The 18,988-nt window shown below is 34.6% G+C and carries 14 protein-coding genes and 2 tRNA genes; 7 read left to right on the top strand and 9 right to left on the bottom strand.

Features of this window, described 5'->3' with window-relative positions:
- Nucleotides 1–9: 9 nt before the first annotated feature.
- Together fmt and trhO are read left to right on the top strand one after the other, a co-directional pair.
- Entirely contained in the window at nucleotides 10–918 is a 909-nt protein-coding gene (gene fmt / locus IC220_RS00110; protein WP_188152589.1) for a methionyl-tRNA formyltransferase, read from the top strand.
- Between the two features lie 36 nt (nucleotides 919–954).
- Nucleotides 955–1,767 carry an oxygen-dependent tRNA uridine(34) hydroxylase TrhO gene (gene trhO, locus IC220_RS00115; protein ID WP_188152590.1) on the top strand — a complete coding sequence of 271 codons (813 nt, stop codon included), beginning with the start codon at nucleotides 955–957 and terminating at the stop codon, nucleotides 1,765–1,767.
- A gap of 7 nt (nucleotides 1,768–1,774) precedes the next feature.
- Here trhO and IC220_RS00120 read toward each other — a convergent pair whose 3' ends face one another.
- The 4 genes from IC220_RS00120 to IC220_RS00135 all read right to left on the bottom strand — a co-directional run bounded on the left by IC220_RS00120 (nucleotide 1,775) and on the right by IC220_RS00135 (nucleotide 5,836).
- Nucleotides 1,775–2,629 carry an ankyrin repeat domain-containing protein gene (locus IC220_RS00120; RefSeq protein WP_188152591.1) on the bottom strand — a complete coding sequence of 285 codons (855 nt, stop codon included), beginning with the start codon at nucleotides 2,627–2,629 and terminating at the stop codon, nucleotides 1,775–1,777.
- A 90-nt stretch (nucleotides 2,630–2,719) separates the two neighbouring features.
- Nucleotides 2,720–4,057 carry a signal recognition particle protein gene (gene ffh / locus IC220_RS00125; RefSeq protein ID WP_188152592.1) on the bottom strand — a complete coding sequence of 446 codons (1,338 nt, stop codon included), beginning with the start codon at nucleotides 4,055–4,057 and terminating at the stop codon, nucleotides 2,720–2,722.
- Nucleotides 4,042–5,595: a proton-conducting transporter transmembrane domain-containing protein gene (locus tag IC220_RS00130; protein WP_188152593.1), complete on the bottom strand. Its 1,554-nt coding sequence runs from the start codon at nucleotides 5,593–5,595 to the stop codon at nucleotides 4,042–4,044. Before IC220_RS00130 ends, ffh begins: the two co-directional genes overlap by 16 nt.
- Nucleotides 5,596–5,698: 103 nt before the next feature.
- The gene (locus tag IC220_RS00135) at nucleotides 5,699–5,836 is read right to left on the bottom strand and encodes a hypothetical protein (RefSeq protein ID WP_188152594.1); all 138 of its coding nucleotides are present in this window, start codon (nucleotides 5,834–5,836) and stop codon (nucleotides 5,699–5,701) included.
- A gap of 75 nt (nucleotides 5,837–5,911) precedes the next feature.
- Between IC220_RS00135 and truA the strand changes: the two genes are divergently transcribed.
- Nucleotides 5,912–6,649, top strand: coding sequence for a tRNA pseudouridine(38-40) synthase TruA (gene truA, locus IC220_RS00140; protein WP_188152595.1), 738 nt, complete (start codon nucleotides 5,912–5,914; stop codon nucleotides 6,647–6,649).
- A gap of 45 nt (nucleotides 6,650–6,694) precedes the next feature.
- Here truA and uvrC read toward each other — a convergent pair whose 3' ends face one another.
- The 4 genes from uvrC to IC220_RS00160 form a co-directional block, all read right to left on the bottom strand.
- On the bottom strand, nucleotides 6,695–8,512 hold the full coding sequence (gene uvrC, locus IC220_RS00145; RefSeq protein WP_188152596.1) for an excinuclease ABC subunit UvrC: 1,818 nt from the start codon (nucleotides 8,510–8,512) through the stop codon (nucleotides 6,695–6,697).
- Entirely contained in the window at nucleotides 8,512–10,746 is a 2,235-nt protein-coding gene (gene glyS / locus IC220_RS00150; RefSeq protein WP_223158710.1) for a glycine--tRNA ligase subunit beta, read from the bottom strand. Before glyS ends, uvrC begins: the two co-directional genes overlap by 1 nt.
- A gap of 3 nt (nucleotides 10,747–10,749) precedes the next feature.
- Nucleotides 10,750–11,589 (bottom strand): glycine--tRNA ligase subunit alpha, encoded by an 840-nt coding sequence (locus tag IC220_RS00155; protein ID WP_188152597.1) that lies wholly within the window; start codon nucleotides 11,587–11,589, stop codon nucleotides 10,750–10,752.
- A gap of 61 nt (nucleotides 11,590–11,650) precedes the next feature.
- A complete protein-coding gene (locus IC220_RS00160; RefSeq protein ID WP_188152598.1) occupies nucleotides 11,651–12,391 on the bottom strand; it encodes a phosphatidylglycerophosphatase in 741 nt (246 codons plus the stop codon).
- Between the two features lie 186 nt (nucleotides 12,392–12,577).
- On the opposite strand from IC220_RS00160, the gene IC220_RS00165 reads away from it, so the two are divergent.
- The 4 genes from IC220_RS00165 to IC220_RS00180 all read left to right on the top strand — a co-directional run bounded on the left by IC220_RS00165 (nucleotide 12,578) and on the right by IC220_RS00180 (nucleotide 17,082).
- Nucleotides 12,578–12,649 (top strand) — tRNA-Glu (locus IC220_RS00165).
- Nucleotides 12,650–12,823: 174 nt separating this feature from the next.
- Nucleotides 12,824–12,898 (top strand) — tRNA-Arg (locus IC220_RS00170).
- A gap of 131 nt (nucleotides 12,899–13,029) precedes the next feature.
- Nucleotides 13,030–14,157: a molecular chaperone DnaJ gene (gene dnaJ, locus IC220_RS00175; protein WP_188152599.1), complete on the top strand. Its 1,128-nt coding sequence runs from the start codon at nucleotides 13,030–13,032 to the stop codon at nucleotides 14,155–14,157.
- 219 nt (nucleotides 14,158–14,376) lie between these two features.
- The gene (locus tag IC220_RS00180; RefSeq protein WP_188152600.1) at nucleotides 14,377–17,082 is read left to right on the top strand and encodes a hypothetical protein; all 2,706 of its coding nucleotides are present in this window, start codon (nucleotides 14,377–14,379) and stop codon (nucleotides 17,080–17,082) included.
- A gap of 75 nt (nucleotides 17,083–17,157) precedes the next feature.
- Here IC220_RS00180 and IC220_RS00185 read toward each other — a convergent pair whose 3' ends face one another.
- Nucleotides 17,158–18,981: a ribonucleoside-diphosphate reductase subunit alpha gene (locus IC220_RS00185; protein ID WP_223158711.1), complete on the bottom strand. Its 1,824-nt coding sequence runs from the start codon at nucleotides 18,979–18,981 to the stop codon at nucleotides 17,158–17,160.
- Nucleotides 18,982–18,988: the final 7 nt, after the last annotated feature.

The raw sequence follows: 18,988 nt of genomic DNA on the forward strand, positions 1-18,988 counted from the left end.
TCTTAAAACATGAAAATTATTTTCATGGGGTCGCCAGAGTTTGCAGTTATTCCATTAAAACTATTGATACATTCGCAACACGAAGTAATTGCCGTTTATACTAGAGCTCCTAAACCTGCAAATCGTGGAAAAAAATTAACAGAAACTCCAGTACATAATGTTGCTAAAGAAAATAATATAGAAGTGTGTACTGTGAGCTCTCTTAAATTTTCAAAAGAGCAAGAAAAGTTTAGAAGCCTTGCACCTGATGTTGCAGTTGTTGCTGCATACGGATTAATACTTCCACGCGAAATTCTCAATATTCCAGAATATGGATGTATTAATATTCATCCTTCATTGTTGCCTAGGTGGCGGGGTGCAGCTCCGATACAACACACAATCTTAGCAGGTGATCAAGAAACAGGGGTGAGTATTATGCAGATGAATGAAGGGTTAGATTCAGGTCCTATCCTAAAACAGGAAAGGTTTTCGATTAAAGAATCTGATAATTACAAAACATTACATAATAAACTATCTGAGCTAGGAGGGCATTTGCTACTAGAAGTGCTAAGTGAAATTCAAAAACGAGTTCCTATAGAGCAAGATAGTAACTATGCATGTTATGCTGATAAGATAAAAGATTACAGGATTTATGTTGATGATACTTGTGAAGTTGCATATAGGAAAATCAAGGCGCTTTATCCCAAAACGTTTGTAAAAATAGAGGGTAAGCGCATGAGAATACTTGATGCTGATTTTGAGGTAAGTACGCTTTTAGAATCAGAGCAAGGGAAAATCATTAATAATAGTATGCACATAAAGTTAAAAGGTGGTACTTTGATTCCTAAAGTTGTACAAATGGAAGGAAAAAAAACATGTGGTATTGAAGATTTTATTCGTGGTTGTAAAATAAATGTAGCAGGGAAATTTATAGAATGATATTTTTAAATTACTCAGTATTTTTATATATAAGTTATGGATTTTACTATTGCAACTTTCTATTATTTTGTTGAGCTTTCTAATTACTATGACATGAAAGATGAAATAAAAACTGCGTGTGATAACTTCGGGTTAAAAGGTACAATACTTCTTGCAGAAGAGGGCATTAATGCAACCATATCCGGCACAAAAGATGCAATTAATAATATATTCAACTTTTTACATTCTGATCCTAGATTAAAAGATCTAACGTGGAAAGAAAGTTATGCAGCATATCAACCATTTAGTAAGATGAAGGTCAGATTAAAAAGAGAGATTGTCAACCTTGGTGTGAATGGTCTTGATATTTCTCTCAGAGGTGAATACCTCGAACCGGAACATTGGGATGATTTTACTTCTCAACCTGATGTTTTAGTAGTAGATACAAGAAATGAGTATGAAGTAAAATTAGGCAAGTTTAAAAATGCAATAGATCCAAAAACTCAATGCTTTCGCGATTTTCCTCAATGGGCAGAATCATTTACTGAGAATAAAAATCTAAAAATAGCAATGTACTGCACAGGTGGAATCAGATGTGAAAAATCCACAGCGTACATGAAAAGCATCGGATTCAAGGACGTTTATCACTTAAAAGGTGGTATACTTTCTTACCTTGAGAAAAATAAAAACAAGAACAACACGTGGGAGGGTGAGTGTTTTGTTTTTGATGATAGAGTTGCTGTTGATAACTCGCTTATTCCAAGTGATAAGATAAAATGTATCTCTTGTTCAAATCAAGTTTCAACAGATGAACTCAAATCCGTCCCACGTGGCCAAGTACTGTGCTTCAATTGTAAACCTTTAATCTAGTCAAGCATCACACTATTCTATTTTTATTATCACCTACATGGGTTGTTTCAGTTGATTCAAGGGATGCTTCCTTCGAAAAAAGAACTCTATCTATAGCTTTGGCTTGTTTGTAGTCTGGGCTGAAAGAATAAACAGCTAGTAAAGCAACTCCACCAACTAATAGAGCAAGAGACATGCCTATTGCTACTGCAGTGCGACAAGAACTGGCTCCATTGCCTAGTACCAGACACATAGCAGTACCTAGTCCAACAGTAGAGAAAAAACCAGTAGCAAAAGCAATTGAGGAATTTACCAGGGTATTTTCTTTATATCGCTTAGCTTGCTCTTTCATGCCATTAATCAGCGCACTTTTTGCACTGAAGCTTATACCATCTAATGTGAATGGTGTTTTATTATCTTTACTTATGGCAAGAGAATTCACATCATTTGCAAGAAGAATTTCTATTGCATCGGTGTTATTTTCTAAAACAGCTTTATGTAGCAGTGAGATACCGTCTTCATCCGGATAGTTCAGTAACTTGTGCAAATTACTATCATGAAGATATTTTTTATCTTTCATTGCATCTTTTAAGCAATTGATTACATCCTGGAATTTAATATTATTATTTTCAATGTAGTAAGATAAAAGATAATATATCGCTTCCTGACTAACTTTCGTTTCCCACACATTTATTGGTTTCAGAATGGCAAGTTTAAATAGTTCCTTGTTAACAGCTATTCCTTTATTGTTTTGCAGGTACTGTTTTAATTCTTCGATGTGTTGCATGTAATTAGTATTATTTTTGGGGTCGGAGTGTAACTCTTTTCCAATTCTCACAAGAATATCACGTAGATTTGTATCAAGATTTGTGTCATGAGTCATATCATTCCTCCATATTATTAATATATACAATAATAGTACTACAAACTTTATAGAAAGTCAAAATCATTAAAAAATTAAGATATTTCTACTTTACCTTCTACTTAAGAGGTCCATTAAATCAGATTCTTTGGTTTTGCTGTGGTCAGTTTTGCTTAATTTACTTACTATGGAGCTCATTTGATTGTATTGTTTAATCAGAAGATTGACGTCAGTGACGCTTGTTCCGGATCCTTTTGCAATTCTTAATCTCCGTTTTCCATTTAAAATACTGGGATCTTGCCTCTCCTTTTCCGTCATTGAACTGATAATAGCTATATACTTCTTCACTTTGCTATCATCAGGTACACCACTATTTAGCTTTTTTGTGAATGAACTAGGGATAAATTTCATTATGCTTGCAATTCCACCCATCTTGTTTAATGCTTTCAATTGTCCTACTAGATCATTAAGGTCAAATTTGCCCTTTTTCACCTTCTTCTGTAGTTTATCAATTTCTTCTTTTCCAACGATCTCTGCAGCTTTTTCAACCAATGACACAACATCACCCATGTTAAGTATTCTTTGTGCAATTCTATCAGGATAAAAATCATCGAGATCGCTTAATTTTTCACCACAGGCAATAAATTTAATGGGACAGTTGGTGATCATTTTCATAGAGAGAGCAGCACCTCCACGTGCATCACCATCAACACGTGTAAGGATAATACCAGTTATATCTATTGCTTCGTTGAATGACTTAGCAATGTTAATTGCATCTTGACCCGTCATGGCATCAGCTACTAAGATAATTTCTGTAGGTGAGGTAAGTTTCTTTACATCCTTTAGCTCATTCATCATGCTATCATCGATGTGAAGTCTGCCTGCAGTGTCGAGGATTACAACATCATACCCTTTTGCCTCTTCCATAGCCATTTTTGTAATTTCAAGTGGCTTTTTATTTGCAATTATAGGCAAAGTTTTAACATCTATCTGCTTACCTAACACTTCAAGTTGTTTCTGTGCAGCCGGTCTGTAGATGTCCAAAGAAGCAAGTAGAACTCTCTTCTTTTGTTTTTTTAACTTTAAAGCAAGTTTTCCTGAAGTAGTTGTTTTACCTGCACCTTGTAATCCCACCATCATAATAACAGCGGGAGGTTTGACTGAGAGGTTTAAATCACTTTTTTCTGCGCCAAGAATCGCAGCTAAATTATCCTGGACAATTTTAATGATCATTTGTGCAGGAGAAACGCTTTTAATAACCTTCTCTCCAACAACTTTATCTTTTATATTGTTGATGAATTTTTTTGCTACCTCTAGTGAGACGTCAGCTTCAATTAGCGCTATACGTATTTCACGCATGGCAAGGTTGAAATCATCTTCAGAAATTAATGATTTTCCTTTCAACTTACTAAATACAGCACTTAAATTATCAGTTAAGGATTTAAACATAATAATACTAGTAAAACAGTAATTAACACAAGAGAAGTAGCTGAAACAAAGGCTACTGAATTATAACCAAATACTTCTTTAAATTTATCAATATTATTAAAGTATGAACTAGTTAGCAAATTAGTCAAGCTCTGCATCATTCTAATGAATCTGTCTTTCATTGTAAGAATTAGTCTATTTAATAATGAAGTAATGTAAGGTATAAAAGCTCTAAAAATCCAATCAACATCCATTTTAAAGTTTATTCTGGGTGAGAATAACTTGTACAAAGGAATAAACAATAAAGTGGTGCAGAATAATAGATTAAACTGGTACCAAAGATTTTGCTTGTTATAAACTAGATCAAAAATCAGGGACTTATTGTAAATAAATAAATATGGATTACCAGCAATAACGCATACTAACGCTAAAATTATCATAGGCAAGTTACTTCCATGTGCAACTGGAGATTTTGATCTATTTTTAGAGACAAACATGTAATAGAAAAACTTTAGTCCTAAACTTGAATAAAGTAGAGGGTACAAAATCTTTAATAAATTCTTATATATTGTTAATTCAGCACTAGCCATTTTAATTTCAGATGTAATGCATGACTTGCTGATAAATCCAGCAGTGCCAGGAAATGCTGCCATTGTTAGTATGGCAATTGCAGTGCACATACTCTCCACTGACAAAAATTTGCCCACTCCATTGAAATTCACTGCTTTTGTCCGAGAGATAATTGAATTGACCACAGTGAAAAGCAGTAACTGATAAGTAATGGAAAAAATTATATTAAGCATAAGCAATGATATGGCATTTTTTGAGTGGCTAAGCAAACTGCCAGTCATAATCAATATGCCCATTTGCCCTACAACATTATAGCCTAAAAATCTACGAATGTTTTGTTCAAGTGCAGCGAATACAATGCTATAAAGTGCAGTAATTGCCCCTAAAATGGCCAATATTTCAGTATAATTTTGCCACGAGCTGTAGGTATGTAAAAGCATTACTAAGAAAGAAACCTTAGTGGTAAATAAAGATAGGTATGATGCACCATGTAACGATGCAGCAGGATATGCATCGACAACCCAGAATGAGAAAGGAAAACAGGCACAATTCATTAATAAACCTATGATTATTAGACCAGTGTTTTGGATAGACAGGCCCGTTATTAATAGCATTCCGATAAAAAAGTGCGTGCAAGCATATCTTATTGCATAACCACTATCCTTACCACCAGCTGCAATAATGAAAAATGAACTGATACTCATTAACTCACAGAATACTATCACTAATATCATCTGTTTAGATAATATAGCACCTAACGAACTAGCAGTATAAAAAGTAAAAAATAGCATTTCTGTAAGAGTCAAATTTTGTGCTGGTAATACAATCAAAAATGCACCTAACAGAAAAGATGTGAGCACAATACGCACAGATAGATCGAAATTCAGAATCTGCTGCAATGCTAAATTTGGATAAAATGGTGAGTTATAAAAAACTATGATAGTCAATATAGCTAATAGAAGTAATAGCAGTGGCTTATAGAGCTGCATAACAGTTCAGATCAATATGACTTATACTACCAAACTGGTAGGGAAAATCAATAGACCTCTTGCAAAACCTATTTCTGACGGCAATTTTGTTTGCCTACGCTCCTCAAATACATCCTGCGGTGCTCGCCTGCGTTTCTCCTAAAACGTTTCTCGTCATAAATCGGTTTTGCAAGAGGTCTAATCTACAAACCCCAGGGCTACCTAATGAAAAGATCTGATAGGTATTTCTTCCTATTAACATAGAACAAGTAAAATCTAATTTGCAAAGCAAAATAAATTGAGTGTAATGTAGATATTATACCTTGAACTTAACACCGTGCGTTATAAGATCGTAATAGAATACAACGGCAGTAATTTCTCCGGTTGGCAAAAACAAAAACACTCTGTAAATTCAATACAAGAAGTAGTGGAAAATGCTATATTTAATTTTACTGGTGAAAGAGTCGCTTTATATTGTGGTGGTAGAACTGACGCAGGAGTTCACGCTTTAGGACAAGTTGCGCATTTTGACATGCAAGCAGAATTTGAACTTTATAGAGTAAGAAACGCAATAAACTACCATTTGAAATCAACAGCTGTATCTATACTGGATGTAGAAATTGTTGATGATATATTTCATGCGCGATTTTCAGCAAAAAAGAGGTATTATGAATATAAAATAATTAATCGCTACGCTCCTGCAGTTCTGGAAGCTGGGTATGTGTGGCAAGTATTTAAACCACTTGATGTAAATATCATGCGTGAGGCTGCCGAATATTTACTTGGAAAACATGACCTTTCAAGCTTTCGTTCGAAGGATTGCCAGGCAAAAGATCCAGTAAAAACAATTGATAATATAGACATAATACAAAATAGAAATCACATATATATTAAGATATCTGCTCTTTCTTTTTTACATAATCAAGTAAGAATCATGGTGGGCACTTTGGTTGAATTTGGAATAAATAACACTGACCCACGTGAAATGTTAAAAATATTAAATCACTGTAAAAGAAGTGCTGCTGGAATTACAGCACCACCTTTTGGTTTATATTTAGTAAAAATAGATTATTAACCATCTTGTGTTTTAGATCCAGAGATACTGTACACCTAAGCTTTTCTACTTCTCTTGCATCCATAGTGGGTGTTTATGAATAATTTCTGCTAATTCTTTATTAATTCCAGGCACATTCTGAATTTCAGTTATTGAGGCTTTACTTATGTTTTCAATGGAGCCAAAGTAAGATATTAATGCTTTGCTTCTCTTGTCGCCAATACCAGGTATTTCATTTAATTGTGAAACTAAAAACTGTTTATCACGTTTTTTTCTGTGTGTAGTAATAGCAAAGCGGTGAGCTTCGTTACGCAACAGTTGCAAGTAAAGCATGATCTGATTATTATATTCCAAACTAAATTCTTCTCTATTTGGCATATAAAATCTCTCTTTTCCTGCATTACGATCTGGACCCTTTGCTATGCAAGCAAAAGGAACATTGATGTTTAATGTCTTCAACACATTTTCTACTACGGAAACATGCCCTGGTCCACCATCAATAAGCAAAAAATCAGGTATTACGTCTTTTATACTGCCAGAAAAACGTCTTGTCAGTACTTCTTCCATCATTCTATAGTCATCACCCAGGATTTTTCCTTTGATAGTGAATTTTCTATATTCATTGTGCAGAAAACCTTCCTGCCCAGCAACAACCATCACACCAACTTGTTGATGTCCAGATGTATGGCTATTATCATAAATTTCAATACGTTGTGGAATATTTGGCAAACAGAAGATTTTAGCCAAGTCTTCTAGCTTTTCCAGATTATTCTTATGATCTATAAGCTTTTGCTCTAAGCTATGTTGAGCATTACTGTAAATGGACTTCAGTAAGTCACGTTCTTGCTTGTTTTTTGCATATAGTATGGTTATTGATTTTTGAGTGGTTTGACGCAACGCTTGTTCTATAATTTCAATATTATTCATGCAGTGAGGAACATAGATTCTTAATGGCAGGTCAGATGTCTGATACGAGTGGACTAAAAAAGTAGATAAAATATCATCATCCGAATGATCACTACAGTTTTCAATGAAGTAAGGAATATCGCCATAGTTACACCTATTTCTAAATGACAACACATGAATACAAGCTAAGTCTCCTTTACGTGCAATATTGAGAAAATCTGCGTCTTTTTCAAAAAAGAAGTCGATAACTTTGATCTGAACTTGTGCAAGAGATTTTAACCTATCCCTATACACAGCAGCGCGTTCATATTCTTCTGCATTACTACATCTTTGCATCGCGGAGAGTAATTGTTTTTCTACTTTTTTATTCTTGCCAGCTAATGTAGCTTGTGCTTGTTTTACTAATTTACCATAATCATTCTTTGTGATTTTGTTTACACACGGTGCTGAGCAACGGTGCATTTGATATTCAATGCATGCTTTTTTTGCTGAAAGGAAGGAGCGATCTGAACACGTTCTTAATAGAAAGGCTTTTTGCAATGACTCCATAGTATTTTTGACTGCAGTGGCAGAAGGAAACGGACCGTAGTAATAAAATTCATTTTTTTTAAATTTACCACGAAACTTCGCTATCATTGGATATTCATGTTTAGAAATTGTGATATAAGGGTAAGATTTTCCGTCTTTGAGTAAAATATTATAAGGTGGGTGCAAGGATTTTATTAATTGTGCTTCAAGCAAAAGGGCTTCAATTTCATTTTCAGTAATAAAAACTTCTATTTTGACTACTTTTGAAAGCATGACTCTGATTCGTTCAGAAAGATTTTCAACATGAACGTAAGCAGATAACCTGGATTTTAAATTTTTTGCTTTCCCAATGTATAAAATTCTATTTTTATCTCCTATCATTTTATACACACCACAAGATTGTGGAGAGAAATTAATTTGTTCTTTTATTATTGCTTGAACATTGATCATTACTTAATCTGTATTAGGCTAAAATCCGCTACCAAATGAAAAATGGAAACTACTTTAACCAATAGAGATAATCTGTTTTTTCTTAATTCACTAGAATCGCAATTAATTTTTACATTGTCCATAAATTGATTGAGAGGTGGAACAAAGCTTACAAGTTCATCAAGTGCTGCACTAAAATGGTTATTTTTTACTGCTTGCTTGATGCTTTCAAAGGAGGTCATAACGCAACTTGATAATTCAACCTCTTCACTCTCAATTAAAAACCTTTTGCTGTAACACTCTTTGTAAGTAACTTTATCTTTTTGGCTTGCTTTATGAACTATATTACTAACTCTTTTATATATGTTGAGAATTTGTACGCCTTTTTGCTCATTAAGATAGCTGTCCAACATAGCTATCTGTCTTTGTGCTGTTAATAAATCGTTAACATTATTTCTGTGTAATATTGAATCTATGATATCCCGTTTCATATTCTTATTTTTTAGGATAACTTTAAACCTTTCCAAACAGAATTTAAATACTAATTCTGAAATCTGCTTTCTATCTGGTCTGTTGTGTTTTTCAACTGGTACAGTATCTTTAGTGAGTGCCGTTCTCGAGTATAAAGATACTGATTTATCTATTAATAACTTTATTGGAATATGTAAATTGTTTTCAAGTATTAATCTAATTATACCAATAGATATTCTCCGCAAACCAAACTGATCATATGAGCTAGAGATTTTTTCTCCTGCTGCAACCAGACCAACCAAACTATCCATTTTATCAGCGAGAGATACAGCAATTGCTGAAGGGGATGTGGGACACTCTTGATCAGGTCCAACTGGTTTATAATGCTCTACTATGGATTCTACTACTTCTTGATCTTCGTGAAAATGAGCTGCATAATGCCCACCCATTATTCCTTGTAGCTCATGAAATTCTCTGACTATTGATGTTGCTAAGTCAGCTTTTGCTAAATATGCAGCACGTTCAACCTTAATTAATGAGGCATGAGGAATCCATATGGCTATATATTTTGATAGAGCTATAATACGTTTTACTTTTTCCTGAACACTGCCAAGATAACCATGGAATGATATTGAATCTAGTTTATTCACATAGTAATCTAAGTTATGCTTTTTGTCCTGAGATATTAAAAATTGAGCATCAGCAAGGCGCGCTTCTAATATTTTTTCATGTCCTTTAATGACATTATCATTTTTAACGTTAACAACAGTAGCAAAATATAAAATCTTTTGCCCATCGCTCAAAGCAAGATACTTCTGTTGTGTATGTACTATACTGAGTATTACTTCCTTAGGTAGTTCGGCAGATTTTTCTTGATTTACTTTACCAAATAATACAATCGGATATTCTATCAATCCGGTTAATTCATTCAATAAATAGTCATTTTGTTCAAGTTGTAAATTATGTTTTTTGGTAAAATCTTTAATCTGATCTAATATGAACTGCTTTCTTTTATCCTGTTGAAGAATAACGTTATTTTTTTCTAACAATTTAAAGTAGTCTTGTGGTGTTTCTACGGTTAAAACTTGATTAGACCTCTTTCGAAACTCAATTTCTGATGGCAATTTTGTTATCGAAGCTGAACTACGCTCCTCAAATACATCCTGCGGTGCTTCGCTTGCACTTCTCCTCTCACCATAAATCGGGTTCGAAAGAGGTCTATTGTGTGAAAGCAGGCGATGACCGTAAGTTACATTAGATGCAGTAATTCCAGCAAAAGATATAGGGATGACTTCACCGTCCAAAATACATAGAATGTTTTTAATTGGTCTTACCCATCTTTCTTTTCTTGTACCCCACCTCATGCTCTTAGGCCACGAAAAATTTTTCAGCATTTCTTCTAACTGATTGCCAAGAAATTCTTTTATGTTAAAAGCACAACTGTCTCTTTTTATAAAGTAAAAATCTTCGTCATTTATTTTGCGGATAAAGACATCCTCCATACTTTTTTGGTTTTTTCTTAAAAAACCCTCTAAAGCATCCTGTGCTGCATTAACATTTGGACCTTTAATTTCATCATTGGAGCTTTTTAGCTCTAAGATCCTTATGTCATCGATAAAAAGAGTGATACGACGTGCTGTGATGAAAACCTCTATAGATGAAAATTTTATATTATTCTTATGAAAGGTACTGGTAATATAATTCTTAATTTGCGTTACCGCTAAATTATGCATTCTTGATGGTATTTCTTCAGAAAGACACTCAAATAATAACTGTGATGACATATGCTATTTACTCATGTATAATTCACAACATTTTTTTGTCAGCTCTCTAACCCTACCTATATATGCTGTACGTTCATTTACACCCAATACGCCTCTTGCATCAAGTAAATTAAGTAGGTGGCTAGTTTTAATACATTGTTCATAGGCTGCTAGTGGCATTTCTTTCTCAACAAGAAATTTACATAACTTTTCCGTATCTTCAAATTGTTGTTGCACTACCTTTGTTTCATAGTACTCCAATGCTAGATGGGAGAACTCATATTCTCTCTGCTTAAAAATATCTCCATAGGTCACACCATGATCATTCCAAATTATATCATAGATATTATCTACGTTTTGTATGCACATCGCCAAGCGTTCTAATCCATATGCAATTTCTCCAGGAATCATACTACAGTCAACCCCGCCAACTTGTTGTATATAAGTAAATTGTGTAACCTCCATGCCATTGCATACAATTTCCCATCCGAGTCCCCATGCACCAACACTTGGGTTTTCCCAGTCATCTTCAATAAATTTTATATCATAATCTTTAGTTGATATTCCAACTGCTTCTAGACTAGCAAGATAAAGATCTTGTAAATTATCAACAGACGGCTTTATTAGCACTTGATATTGATGATGTTGATATAAGCGATTAGGATTATCTCCATGACGCCCATCTGCAGGTCTAATGACTGGCTGTAAATATGCAATCTTGGTTGGTTTTGCATCAATTGCTGACATAATTGTCGCCGGATGTAGTGTGCCAGCCCCAACTTCAGATGTATATGGGTGCAATATGGTGCACCCTTCATTGGACCAGAAAGCTTGTAACTCTTTTATTATGTTTTGTAAATTCACTAAATTGTATACCTTTTGTGTTTAATATATAAATAACTATGCATAATTCAATATTTATTTTTCATAGAATACTATATAAGTAATCTTTGAAAGCCAATAAATTTTCTTGTACATGTTGAATTACACTAGTATTGAAAGCTATTGCACTAGATATAGTTAGCTCACAGAATATGAATGCTGTTAAATATAGTAATATTATTGCATAAAAAGTCTGCACAATTCCCTCGAGAGTAATTGATATAGCATTATTATAACCTAACTGTATTGAACTTATTGGCCATGGTTTAATTACTTCTATAATATTAAAAAATATATAAGGTATCATAAGAAGAAATACAAAATGCATAAAATCATTAAACCAAATAGGACATTGAAGTATTTGTTTACATATGTTTCCGTAGAATTTACTGATGCAATAATAGATAGATATTATTGCTGGCATTGAACATGCTACAGTTAATATTTGCCCTGAAGCTATCTGTATGACTATGCTTTCGCCACTGTTTGCTGAAGGATCTTGAGCGTGCAAAATGAGTATTGCTATTATTTGAACACCTAGCATCCCTACTGCTATTTTCATGAGAATAGCAGCCACTACCATGCCTGAACTTGGCGTTGCATATAATAAATATCTGCTGCCATAAGTGAGAATTAGTATCATATCAACAGTGAACAATGCTAAGAAAGCAGACCAATAACTTTGCCAACTTGGTAAATATCCTACTCCTAAAAAAGAACTAATTGTTTTACTAGGGAAGACTTTACCTACTATCCTCCCAAAAAGTATTAACAAACTTTTCATATAAGGTCTCTTAGTAATTTTTTAAATTTATCATTCATTATACTTAGCATAGTTAGTTTATCAATATAATATAATTAACTCATAGTGACCATACCCAGAAAAAGGGTAAGGATGGTTAGAGTTGAAAATAATTGAGTTGACTTTATGCGTTATGTGTAGTTAATATAAACTTACTTAATGCACATTGACTCTTTCGTCTAGTGGTTAGGACACCACCCTTTCACGGTGGTAACACGGGTTCAAATCCCGTAAGAGTCACACTTATACAATGTAGTAGTAAAAAAAATTGCAATGACTGGCAATTGTAAGGCAGCAGTTTAAGAATCACAACTTCAAGCTCTTGATCATGCTTTGTGGACTATGCGCCTAATACAATATTTAATTAAACTCATTGAATCGAATCAGGGAATCTGCTACAGTTTATTATTAAGGGCACCCTTAGCTCAGTTGGATTAGAGCATTTGACTACGGATCAAAAGGTCGGGCGTTCAAGTCGCTCAGGGTGCATTTATGTGGTTTTATATATTAGGGTGATATAAAAACCTCTTTTATTTGATGACGAATGCTTTAGTTAAGTGCTTGAAATTAATACATAAAATACCTATCTTATTCTTAAAACAGGGACTAAATTATTATATATGGAAAAAGACTACTATGAGTTACTTGGGGTGGATAAAAACGCCAATGTTGATGAAATAAAAAAATCGTATAAGAAATTAGCATTAAAGTACCACCCTGATAGAAATCCTGGTAACAAAGAAGCAGAACAAAAGTTTAAAGAAATAACAGCCGCCTATGAAGTTTTATCGGACTCTAATAAGAGAGCTGGATATGATAACTACGGACATGCAGGTGCTGATGGTGGATTTGATTTCAATCAAGGTTTTAGTTCTGCAGGGGATTTTAGTGATATATTTAATGATTTTTTTGGTGGAGGTTTTGGGAATAGACCACGTGCGAAGAGGAATACAGAAAGTCAAGGAACGCCAGGGGCGGATTTGCGTTATGATCTTAAAATTACTCTAGAGGATGCATTTCAAGGTATACAAGCTCCTATACATTATGTAACGAATGTAAGGTGTGATTCATGTCAAGGTACAGGAAGCGAGGGCGCAATTAAACCAGTGCAATGTAGCACATGTCAAGGTAGTGGTAGAGTGAGAAGCCAACAAGGGTTTTTCACTATAGAAAGAACATGTCACACGTGTTATGGTGAAGGGAAAATAATACACAATAAATGCAAAAAATGTAGTGGTAATGGGCGTAGAAGAGATGAAGTGAACATATCAGTTTCAATTCCAAAAGGTGTAGAAGATGGTACAAAAGTAAAAGTCAGTGATAAAGGAGAAGCTGGAGCAAGAGGCGGTAAGAACGGGAATTTGTATGTATGTGTGAAAATAGCTCCACACAAAGTTTTTACTAGAGATATGGCGCATTTACACTGTAAAGTGCCTGTAAGGATGACTTTAGCAGCACTTGGTGGTGAAATTGAAGTACAGTCGATTGATGGTGCAAAAATAAAAATAAAGGTGCCAGAAGGTACTCAAACTGGTACTAAGCTGCGCTGCAGAGAAAAGGGTATGCCGTATATCAATTCACATACCCGCGGTGATTTATATGTACAAGTAATAGTTGAAACTTTACATCCAAAAAATTTAACGAAAAAACAAATTGAGCTGTTAAAAGCGTTGGAAGAAAGTGAAAGTTTGAATCAGCAACCCGAAGGATTTTTTAATAAAGTAAAAAAAAAGTATAGTATGTTTTAACACAACAGTATTTGCAAAACCTTTGGTGATGTAAAGTGTGGTTTAGTGTCAGGCACTAGTTTACGTATAAATTCATATGGAGTCAGGTCTTTAAGAATTTTAAGTCTTTCCCATCATAAAAGCCTATTTTATAACTTGCACAAATTTTATCCACAGAGTCTAATAAAAAATTAACCATATGCTACGATAATTATATAAGTGATTAATAGTAGAGGATATATGACGGGTACAACAGATACAAAAAATACAGGCATTAACTACGCTATCTTTTTTGAATATTGGAAAAATTATAGCAAAAAGGTGAACAATTTTGACACAGAAGTGTCTGAGATTGTAAAATCAGGTAATGCTGCAAATTTTAGAGAGATGGTAATAGGGGAAGGTGTCGTTATAAAAAGCCCTGATGGATCTAAATCACTACTTCACCATGCTGTTACTTGTGAAGGTGAAAACAGAATAGAGATGATCAGTGCTGTGTTACAATATAGTATGAATGACATTAATCACCAAGATGAAAATGGTAATACTCCTTTAATGCATTTTTTATATGAAGCACAAGAAAAAGGTAAGTACACGAAAAAAGACCTAAAAGAGATAATAAAATTTTTGGTAGAACGTGGTGCTAGTTTTGAGATGAGAAACAATGAGGAAAAGACGGCTGATGACCTAATCACTGTCTTAGTAAGTGAAGGGATTTTAGATGAGGGGATTGATAAGATTATAAATGAGGCTGAAGAATCTTCACATTTACCAAATCAAATTAAAGCACAGCTTAACGAGCATATTACAAAAAATGGAAATCCAATTATTGCGGAAGTTGCGGTATATGGTAATTATGCACAAATTAAGTTAGATAGTGATGGTGCAGAATTAAAAATAAGTGAGTTTTTACAGGGTGATTTTTGTAAGAATAGTGGAATTTCAGGGTTTTCAACATTTCATAATGATGACAAGGGTGGAATGCATGGCTTCTTATCACCGAATGGAGTAAGAAACTATACTGTCACTGATGGTTCATATGACATGACATTGGACTGGGTTGTTGGTAAAGAGAAATGCACTATTACAATCAATATAAGTGAGGATGGTGTAGTAGTGATTGATAAAGATGGCGAGATAGTAGAAGACAGAAATGGTCTTACTGATGAACAGTTGAAAGCAAACAAATATGTAACAATAAATGGTTTATCTTTATTTGACGCAATAAACAAGGGAAGAAATAGAGAACAAGAGATAGAACAGGAGAATATGCAAGAGACAGACGAAGTGGACTTGATTGCTTCATCCAGTCATGAGCGGGTTCGTAATCGTAAAGAACCTCTTCAACTTGATGTGCGATACAAATTGACAGATGAGAAGGGTAACCCGTTGAAAAAATTGCGATATAGTAAAGGAAAGACAAGTCCTAAAGTTATGGAGTTGTCTGATGGTGAGACAAGTCCTAAAGTTGTTGATTGGTCTGATGGAGATACAGGTTCAGGTGTTCCTAGTGCTCCTATACTTACTAGGCAGTCTAGTAGAGATACAGATTCCTCGTTGTTTGATTCCAAAAAGATAAATGCTCCTGAATGGACTGCACAGTTTCATTGGCAAAAGTCTCGTGAAGTAGGTGATAACTCTCCGACAAGATTACTATCGGAAGACGAATTTCAAGCTAGGGTGAATCCAAAAAATGCAAGTACTCCTAAACGTACTGAGCAGTCTGATCTAAGAAATACAGATCCTAAACTTGTTGGGCAGTCTGCGAAGAGTCAATATTCCTGGGTTTATGGGCAAGACGGATCACCAAGTACAAGTATTATAGAGGGTGATAGTGCTTCACCTATTCCAGATAGTGTGGATGGTTTTCTAGGTAGTTTTGGTCAAAATGGAGGTAAAAAAAATGCACAATTAAATACTTCAACAAAATTAGATTCTGGCTTTTCATCTCCTACTGGTAATAAAGGTATAGGAGATCGAAGCGTAGGGGAGGGTGATAGTAAGTTGCAGGACAGATTCACAAAGCTGAACATGGGACCTAGTGCTAGTAATGCTCAAACTGAGCAGTCAGATTCCGGTGTTTCATCTCCTACTGGTAATAAGGGTATAGGAGGTCAGAGTACATTGCAGGAATTTAATCGTGAATTGAAGGGCAAACTTGCAGAGCCAAACATGGGATTGAAGTCACCTAGTGCTAGTAATGCTCAAACTGAGCAGTTAGATTCCGGTTTGGGATTATCTCCGAGAGCTTATAGCAATCTAACTATATTCGATCCGAAAGAATTAGAAGCAAGGCTACTACTCTTGAAGCAAAAGCAAGGTATAAAACAACCATTTGATCATATTTTAGGTCAAATGAAAGATGGACCTATGCGTAGGTGGATGGAGAAAAAAAGAGAGGAAGCTGCAGATGGTAATGGATTGGAAGGCCAATCAGGTATATCAAAACCTAAAAATGAATTAGGTCAAAAAGAATTACCAACTTTACAACAGCCAACAGAAAAGGATTTTTCAATGCTAGACTTATCTGAGAAGGAGAGTGGATTGAAGCCTACTGACAGGAGTAAGATGACTAAGCAAACTCTGGAGTACTTGGATATAGAAGCTCCAATAAACCCAGCTCAAAAGCAAGACATAAAAAAACCATTTGGTCATATTTTAGATCAAATGAAAGAAGGATCTATGCGTAGGTGGATGGAGGAACAACAAAGAAAGGGTATACCACAAGCTGCAGATGGTAATGGGTTAGAAGGCCACTCAGGTATATCAAAACCTGAAAATGAATTAGGTCAAAATGGATCTAGAGTCAGCACTGGACAATCTAATGAACAGAAAGGTTTTTCACATACAATAGGAGGAAAATTAGATGATGAATCTCATGTATCAAAATTAATGCGCAGCAAGTCCCTAGTAGATAGGGGAGGGAGGGGAAGAAATACATTTTAACTGAGTAGTAAACTTCTGTCATTCCAGCATTGCTGGAATGACATTAAAAACTCATACATTATCAGAAACAATGAACTACTGGCATGATAAACATTCATCATAGTTGATATCTGTTTTTGGTTGTAATATTTCATTTTTTGTGAATATATCGTGTGAAACTTTATCAGCTCTTTGCATTGATTTAGATCTGCAATAATATAAACTCTTTAGTCCATTTTTCCAAGCAAGCATGTGTATTCTGTGTAAATAGCGCTTATGTATATTTGCAGCTAAGAATAAATTTACTGATTGAGATTGGCAAATATAAGGAGTTCGGTCGTTTGCATGTTCTATGATCCACCTTTGATCAAGCTCATAGGCTGTTTTAAAGACTAATTTTTCTTGTTCATTGAGGAAATCCAAATGCTGTACAGAACCTTCGTTGGTTGAAATTGAAGACCATATTTTGTCGTTGTTTTGATTTTTTTCTGCTAATAATTTTTGTAAAAATTTGTTTCGTACAACAAATGAACCTGTTAGTGTCTTTTGTATAAAAACGTTTGCTGCATATGGTTCTATTCCAGGTGAGGTATTACCTGCTATTATGGAGATTGAAGCAGTTGGGGCAACTGCCAGTTTGTGCGTGAATCTTTCCATTAAATTAACTTCTTTTGCGTCAAGGCAAGGCCCTTTTTCATTTGCGAGTTTTTGAGAAACTGTATCAGCTTGTTCACGTATGTGTTTAAATATTTGTTTGTTCCATTGTTTTGCCGTGACAGATTCAAATGGAATCATTTTGCTTTGTAAAAGTGAATGAAAGCCCATTACACCAAGGCCAACACTACGTTCTCTCATAGCGGAATACTTTGCACGCTGCATTGTGTCTGGTGCTTTTTTTATAAAATCTTCTAAAACATTGTCTAGAAAGCGCATTACATCCTCTATAAAGAGTGTGTTGTCTTTCCATTTTTCATAATATTCAAGATTTAAGGACGATAAGCAACACACAGCAGTTCGAGATTTTCCTTGGTGGTCATAACCTGTAGTTAAAGTTATTTCACTGCACAGGTTTGACATCTTAATATCTAAGCCTAACTTCCTGTAAGACTCAGGTTTATTTTTATTTATTGCATCGGTGAAAATAATATAAGGCTCCCCGGTTTCAATTCTTGCTGTTAGTATTTTTATCCATATATCACGCGCCCTTAAAGTTGAGATGACTTTATTATCACGAGGGCTAATTAAATCCCACCCTTGGTCATCTTCAACAGCTTGCATAAATTTATCTGGCACTATTACAGCGTGATGTATGTTGAGTGCTTTGCGATTTGGATCTCCACCTGTTGGTTTACGCAGATCTAAAAATTCTTCTATTTCTGGGTGAGATACTGGAAGGTAAACTGCTGAACTACCCCTGCGTAAAGATCCCTGACTAATTGCAAGTGTTAAAGCGTTTTGCACTACAATAAATGGTATAATACCTGATGTTTTACCGCTACCTTTTACACTTTCTCCTATTGAGCGTAAATTTCCCCAATAGCTGCCTATGCCTCCTCCACGTGCAGCAAGCCAGACATTTTCATTCCACAGGTCAACTATTCCCTGCAAACTGTCTTCAGTTTCATTAAGAAAGCAAGAAATTGGTAATCCTCTCTCTGTTCCGCCATTGCTGAGTATTGGTGTTGAAGGCATAAACCATAAGTTACTCATGTAGTAATAAATACGTTCTGCATGTTCTGAATTATCAGAATAGTAATGGGAAATACGCATGAATAGGTCTTGATAGCTTTCATTTTCTATTAAATATCTATCTGATAAAACTGCTTTTCCAAAATCAGTTAATTTACTATCCTTTTCAGGATTAATAATAGTTTTGTTCATAATATTCCTCTGTTTTTTATGGGCATTCTCTAAGTCCAAGTAATTT

Origin of the sequence: Wolbachia endosymbiont of Pentalonia nigronervosa, from assembly GCF_014534705.1 — a bacterium.
In the GTDB taxonomy this organism is placed as follows: Bacteria; Pseudomonadota; Alphaproteobacteria; order Rickettsiales; family Anaplasmataceae; genus Wolbachia.

Coding starts and splice junctions, on each gene's coding strand:
- IC220_RS00130 (WP_188152593.1), bottom strand. CDS start 5,595: ATGCAGCTCTATAAGCCACTGCTATTACTTCTATTAGCTATATTGACT.
- fmt (WP_188152589.1), top strand. CDS start 10: ATGAAAATTATTTTCATGGGGTCGCCAGAGTTTGCAGTTATTCCATTA.
- IC220_RS00120 (WP_188152591.1), bottom strand. CDS start 2,629: ATGACTCATGACACAAATCTTGATACAAATCTACGTGATATTCTTGTG.
- IC220_RS00160 (WP_188152598.1), bottom strand. CDS start 12,391: ATGAAAAGTTTGTTAATACTTTTTGGGAGGATAGTAGGTAAAGTCTTC.
- trhO (WP_188152590.1), top strand. CDS start 955: ATGGATTTTACTATTGCAACTTTCTATTATTTTGTTGAGCTTTCTAAT.
- IC220_RS00135 (WP_188152594.1), bottom strand. CDS start 5,836: ATGTTAATAGGAAGAAATACCTATCAGATCTTTTCATTAGGTAGCCCT.
- uvrC (WP_188152596.1), bottom strand. CDS start 8,512: ATGATCAATGTTCAAGCAATAATAAAAGAACAAATTAATTTCTCTCCA.
- dnaJ (WP_188152599.1), top strand. CDS start 13,030: ATGGAAAAAGACTACTATGAGTTACTTGGGGTGGATAAAAACGCCAAT.
- ffh (WP_188152592.1), bottom strand. CDS start 4,057: ATGTTTAAATCCTTAACTGATAATTTAAGTGCTGTATTTAGTAAGTTG.
- glyS (WP_223158710.1), bottom strand. CDS start 10,746: ATGTCATCACAGTTATTATTTGAGTGTCTTTCTGAAGAAATACCATCA.
- IC220_RS00180 (WP_188152600.1), top strand. CDS start 14,377: ATGACGGGTACAACAGATACAAAAAATACAGGCATTAACTACGCTATC.